Here is a 6091-nt window from a genome sequence, read left to right as displayed (position 1 = left end):
TAACACAGGTTGGGGTGGGTCAACTTTTTGCATTTGTAAATTGGTTATAAAAATACCAGTTTGGTAAGTATCAAGGATAGATTGGATCATATCACGGGCAGTTGATTGAATTTCTCCTCTACCTTGGGTACGAGAAAGTTCAAAGGTGCTGCGTCCAATAATTTCTCGCATAACACTTTCGGCAACACTTTTAACAGTTAATTCAGGATTTTTAACGTTAAATAAATAATCACCAGCATTTTTAATTTGCCAAAATACAACAAATTGGATGTCAATAATGTTTTCATCCCCAGTTAACATTAAATTCTCAGCTTTATTATCTCGCATGCTTGTAACATTTTGATTATCACCAGGGGATATAAAGCCTATTTCAACGCGGTTAACATCTGTAACCTTTGGGGTTTCAACGGCACCTATGGGGGCTGGCCAATTATAACGTAGGCCTGGTTGGGTAACGGCTTTATATTGACCAAAGACAGTCTCAATACCTTGCTCATTGGCATCAACACGGTAAAATCCGCTTGCTAACCAAATAAGGAAAGCACCTATAATAAGGATAATAATTCCACGGTTGTTTCCAAAACCTCCTGATGATAGTTTTTGTTTAAAATGTTTTTGACCTTTTTTTAGGAGATCTTCAAAATTTGGAGGATAAGGTCCATTGCCTGGCGGTTGACGGTTACCCCAGGGACTTTGATTAGATGGTTTTTGAGCTGGGTCTCCATTAGAAGGATCATTTCCCCAAGGGCCACCTTGACCCTGATCATGCCAAGGCATTAATTACCTCATTAAATTTATTATTTTTGTTAATAAACATTTTGTCTAAACAGATTTATAAGCTAGCATAAAAATTGTGACAAGTTGAAATAGATATCTAAAATTCAGATTATTTTCCAATTTTTAATTTAAAAGTATAAATATGATCGTATAGTGAAGAAATCAATGGATAAAACAGATTTAAAGAAAAAAATAGTTGCTATTTTAGCACAGGTAAATCCAAGTCAAGATCTTGGATTAAAAAAATTTGATTATAAAATTTCATTTCTTTCAGAAAATGAAGGAAAAATTACACTTGTGCTTGAAATTAATGATATTGAAAAACACCAGATAATAAAATTACAAAACAAACTAGAAAATATATTAAAATCAATATCAGGTATTTTTAGTGTTTCGCTTGTTCTAACTTCGGAAAAATTATCTTTTGACGAAAATAAATCTGATAAGAATATTAAGGTTTTTAATAATAAAAAAATAGATACTATTAAAAAAATTATAGCTGTTGCAAGTGGGAAGGGTGGTGTTGGAAAATCTACTACAGCCCTTAATTTAGCTATAACTTTTGCTGTTTTGGGCTATAAAATTGGGTTACTTGATGCTGATGTTTATGGCCCATCTCAAGCTCGGATGATGGGAATAAATCACCCAATAAAAATAAATGCAGATAAAAAGATTATTCCACATTATCACCATGGAATTTTTTTTATTTCTATGGGTGTTCTTGTCCCAGAAAATGTAGCTATGATTTGGCGTGGACCTATGGTATCTGGTGCTATCAGGCAAATGCTTTTTGATGTTATTTGGGGTGATTTAGATATTTTAATTATAGATTTACCCCCTGGAACTGGTGATGCTCAATTAACTCTTGCGCAACAAACAATTCTTGATGGTGTTATTATGGTTTCCACACCGCAAGATATTGCCCTTTTAGATGTACGTAAAGCATTAAATATGTTTGTAAAGGTTGATGTTCCAATTTTAGGATTTGTTGAAAATATGAGTTATTTTGAATGTCCCCATTGTCATCATCATACGCCAATTTTTGATCATGGTGGGGTCGAAAAAGAAGCAAAAAAACTGCACCTTGATCTTTTGGGTTCTATACCTTTGGATATATCAATTCGTCAAGCATCTGATCAAGGATATCCTCTTATCCTTCAAAATCCATTAAATCAATATGTTAAAATTTATCAAAAGATAGCTCATAGGATTTTACAGAAATTAAACCTTAAAGATCAAATTTCTGCATAAGCTCGTTCCATTCTCGCTTCCCAAGACCACTATTTTCTGCATTAAGAGATTCACCTTTAAGCATACGCTTAATAACATCTTGGGCCTTAGCAGATAATGTTGTGGCATAACGACGGTATTGATTAAATGCTTCATAAGTTATGGGTACCCAACGTTTAACTGTCTCTAACATTTGCTCAGCATAAGCACGAATTTCATATTGGGCATGGGGATCAGATCTTAAATGTAAAAAATGCAAAAGATTATGAAGGTCTATTTTCCAATACCATTGTGTATAAAAATTTAATGATAAATTCATTCGGGCAAGCTCTCTGGCTAAACCGCTTTGTTCAATATCATCTTTATTACCTAACATATAAGAATAATGTTCATAGGCTTTATTGGCATCTTCACGAAGCAATTTTTGTATTTCTTGTGCTGTTTCATCATTTAATACATCACCACGGCCTTGACGATTTGATGATGATTGAATGGCTAAATTTTCTTTATTTGGAATATAAAATTCATTGTCTAAAATTGAATAACGAGCAGAATATTCATTCACATTAGCAGTTCTATGACGAATCCATTGACGCGCTACAAAAATAGGTAATTTAACATGATATTTAATTTCACACATTTCAAACGGGGTAGAATGATGATGACGCATTAAATAACTTATTAAAGCTTGATCTTCACGAACAGCTTTAGTTCCTTTGCCATAAGAAACTCTTGCAGCTTGAACAACCGCATTATCGTTTCCCATATAATCAATGACACGAATAAAACCGTGATCTAGCACAGGAATAGCTTCATATAATATTTCCTCAAGCTTGGGTGCTGTTGCACGACGGGTGGGTGTTTCTATTGATTTTTGGTGGTCGATTTCTTCTTTTTGATTTTGCGTTATGGCCATGCAAAATTCCTTATGTTTTAGATTGAAAGATTTTTTACAATACTGAATTTATAGAGATAGTAAATCTTATTTTAATAAACCTCTTCACCATTTAAGAATCAATCCCTATATTATTAAGTGCTGTTATCAGCTATGGCGATAAACGCTTTGTGAAATAAACGTTACGGACCCGGGGGCGGTACCCGGCGCCTCCACCATTTTTATTATATTATGATTTTTGGGGGCGAAATAGGATCGACGTGCGTGGTAAAGGCAAAGTTTTTGCTCGGCATTGTACCGCCGTTATCGGGCTTTATTACAAATGCCAACGACAATAGATTGGCTCTCGCTGCCTAATTTTAGGTAAGCGCGGTTTGGAGGGCACCGGGCAACAGAAGCCCTCCGCTTTTTTATTTGGTGCTATATATATATTTTGTCGTTTTTATTTGTTTGGCTTTATGTAATACATAGGAATTAGGGAGATTTGAATGGATTCTCAAAAGTTTCGATATGATTTAATGGTTGAAAAAGCTTTACGGAATGTTGTGCGTGAAGCTCTTCAAGAGGTGGCAATAAATGGTTTGTTTGGTGAACATCATTTTTATATTACCTTTTCAACGAAAAATTCGGGTGTTGAAATAGCAGATTGGCTTCGGTCACAATATCCAGAAGAAATGACAATCATTTTACAATATCAATTTTGGAATTTAATAATTGAAGAAGATTATTTTAGTATTATGTTAAGCTTTGATAATCGCCAAGAAAAATTAGTTATCCCTTTTTCATCTATTATTGCTTTTGCTGATCCTGCCGTAAAATTTGGATTACAATTTGAAACAGTTATGAATCAGGTTTCCTTAGCGAAAGATTCTGAGGATAATGAAACCAACCATGAACAAAATAAAAGTGCAGACGTTGTAACGCTAGATTCATTTCGAAAAAAATAAATGTTAAAATCAGAAATAGATAATATTACAATTTTTATTGTAACTTGGTGCTAATTAAAAAATTGGTGATGTAAATTATGATTGATTTAGAAAATTGGTTTGAAGAACGAAAAATAAGCGAAGTAGAATGTTTAGTTCCTGATATGTCAGGGATAGCACGTGGTAAGATATTACCGGCAACAAAATTTGTTAAAAGTGTTAAACAAAATAGTTTAAGACTTCCGGAAAGTTTATTTATCCAAACAGTTACAGGTGAATATGCTGAAGATGAGGATAATGAAATCATCGGGGCAGCAGATTATGATATTATGCTTGAACCAGATCCTGATACTGTATCTGTTGTACCTTGGTATAAAGAACCTACAGCCCAAGTTATTCATGATTGTTTTTATAATAATGGGAAACCTGTTGATATTGCGCCACGTTACGTTTTAAAACGTATATTAGAATTGTATGATGAAAAAGGTTGGCAACCTATTGTTGCACCAGAACTTGAATTTTTTCTTGTGCAAGTTAATACAGATCCTGATCTACCTTTAATCCCGCCTATTGGAAGATCTGGTCGTTCAGAAACAGGGCGTCAATCTTATGGGATTGATGCAACCAATGAATTTGATCCAATTTTTGAAGAGGTTTATGATTATTGTGATCTTCAAGGTATCGACATTGATACATTAACACATGAAGCTGGTGTGGCCCAAATGGAAATCAATTTTAACCATGGGAATGCCCTTAATTTAGCTGATATGGCTTTTTTGTTTAAACGCACGGTACGCCAAGCTGCACTTCGTCATCAAATCTATGCGACTTTCATGGCTAAACCATTAACAAATGAGCCTGGAAGTTCTATGCATATCCATCAATCTGTGATTGATAAAGAAACAGGCCAAAATTTATTTGTTAATAGTAATGGTAAAGATACAGCGCTTTTTAAGTCTCATGTTGCTGGTTTGCAAAGGTACCTGCCTGTACTTATGCCATTGGTTGCACCTAATGTTAATTCTTATCGAAGATTACAACCTAATTATGATGCTCCAATTAATGTACATTGGGCTGTTGATAATAGAACTGTTGGTTTGCGTGTACCAATTTCCCCACCAGAAGGTAGACGAATTGAAAATAGACTAGCAGGGGCTGATGCTAATCCTTATTTAGCAATTGCTGCTTCATTAGCATGTGGATATTTAGGTATGATTGAACGATTAAAACCCACCCAGCAAATTGAGGGAAGTGCCTATCGCTTACGTCATACTTTACCTAGAACACTTTATGATGCACTTAGCCGTTTTGAAAGTAACAGAAGAATTAGAACCGTGTTGGGGGAACGTTTTATTCGTGCTTTTGCTGCAGTCAAAAGAACAGAATTAGATGCTTATCAGCGTGTTATTAGTTCATGGGAGCGCGAACATCTTTTATTAAATGTCTAATAATTAAAAAAATTAAATTAAATTAATTGGGAGGACAAAATGGCCAAATCGATGGCTACGAAAAATATTGCAACAGATCAAACAGCTTATTGGCGCCAGGAAGATGCACAGCATCATGTGCACCCTTTTACGGAGCATCATGCTTTAACAAAATTGGGTGTGCGTATTATTACAAAAGCGGAAGGGACATATTTATACGATTCGGATAATACCAAAATTCTTGATGCTTTTTCTGGTTTATGGTGCGTCAATATTGGATATGGCCGTAAAGAATTAGCAGAAGCAGCTTATAACCAGATGTTAGAATTGCCTTATTATAATACTTTTTTTAAAACAGCTACACCACCTGCTATTGAATTATCCAAAATACTTTGTGATTTGTTACCTAATCATCTTAATCATGTTTTTTATGGATGTTCTGGTTCTGATGCTAATGATACAATTGTTCATATTATTAGACATTATTGGAATTTGAAAAAAAAGCCAAATAAGAAAATTATTATTTCACGCATTAATGGGTATCACGGTAGTACACTTGTCGGTGCAAGTCTTGGTGGTATGAGTTATATGCACGAAACGGTTGATTTACCCTTACCGGGATTTGTGCATATTATGCAACCTTATTGGTATGGGTTAGGATCAGACCAAGATCCACATTCATTTGGATTACATGCGGCATCGATGTTAGAGAAAAAGATATTGGATCTTGGCCCAGAAAATGTAGCAGCCTTTATTGGTGAGCCCATCCAAGGTGCGGGGGGGGGTAATTATTCCACCAGATAGTTATTGGCCAGAAATCCAACGTATATGTAAGA

General features: G+C 34.7%; 5 protein-coding genes, 1 other RNA gene and 1 pseudogene. 5 read left to right on the top strand and 2 right to left on the bottom strand.

The annotated features are described in order from the left end of the window. On the bottom strand, positions 1–777 hold a 777-nt coding region (locus K1X44_08620), incomplete at its 3' end, for a protease modulator HflK (GenBank protein MBX7147352.1). A 165-nt stretch (positions 778–942) separates the two neighbouring features. Here K1X44_08620 and K1X44_08615 point away from each other — a divergent pair. Beyond that, a complete protein-coding gene (locus K1X44_08615) occupies positions 943–2028 on the top strand; it encodes an Mrp/NBP35 family ATP-binding protein (GenBank protein ID MBX7147351.1) in 1086 nt (361 codons plus the stop codon). Here K1X44_08615 and thyX read toward each other — a convergent pair. Beyond that, positions 2006–2923 carry an FAD-dependent thymidylate synthase gene (thyX, locus tag K1X44_08610; GenBank protein ID MBX7147350.1) on the bottom strand — a complete coding sequence of 306 codons (918 nt, stop codon included), beginning with the start codon at positions 2921–2923 and terminating at the stop codon, positions 2006–2008. The two genes, K1X44_08615 and thyX, sit on opposite strands and share 23 nt — an antisense overlap. Positions 2924–3002: 79 nt before the next feature. Here thyX and ssrA point away from each other — a divergent pair. The 4 genes and pseudogenes from ssrA to K1X44_08590 all read left to right on the top strand — a co-directional run bounded on the left by ssrA (position 3003) and on the right by K1X44_08590 (position 6091). Further along, positions 3003–3309, top strand: a transfer-messenger RNA (tmRNA) gene (ssrA, locus tag K1X44_08605). An 81-nt stretch (positions 3310–3390) separates the two neighbouring features. Beyond that, positions 3391–3849 carry a hypothetical protein gene (locus tag K1X44_08600; GenBank protein MBX7147349.1) on the top strand — a complete coding sequence of 153 codons (459 nt, stop codon included), beginning with the start codon at positions 3391–3393 and terminating at the stop codon, positions 3847–3849. A 77-nt stretch (positions 3850–3926) separates the two neighbouring features. Then, positions 3927–5276, top strand: a complete 1350-nt coding sequence (locus tag K1X44_08595; protein ID MBX7147348.1) for a glutamine synthetase family protein — start codon at positions 3927–3929, stop codon at positions 5274–5276. A 51-nt stretch (positions 5277–5327) separates the two neighbouring features. Further along, a pseudogene (locus tag K1X44_08590) lies at positions 5328–6091 on the top strand (aminotransferase class III-fold pyridoxal phosphate-dependent enzyme).

It is taken from the genome of Alphaproteobacteria bacterium, assembly GCA_019695395.1.
Taxonomy (GTDB): Bacteria; Pseudomonadota; Alphaproteobacteria; order JAEUKQ01; family JAIBAD01; genus JAIBAD01.
This window is presented reverse-complemented; position numbering and strand designations above follow the sequence as displayed.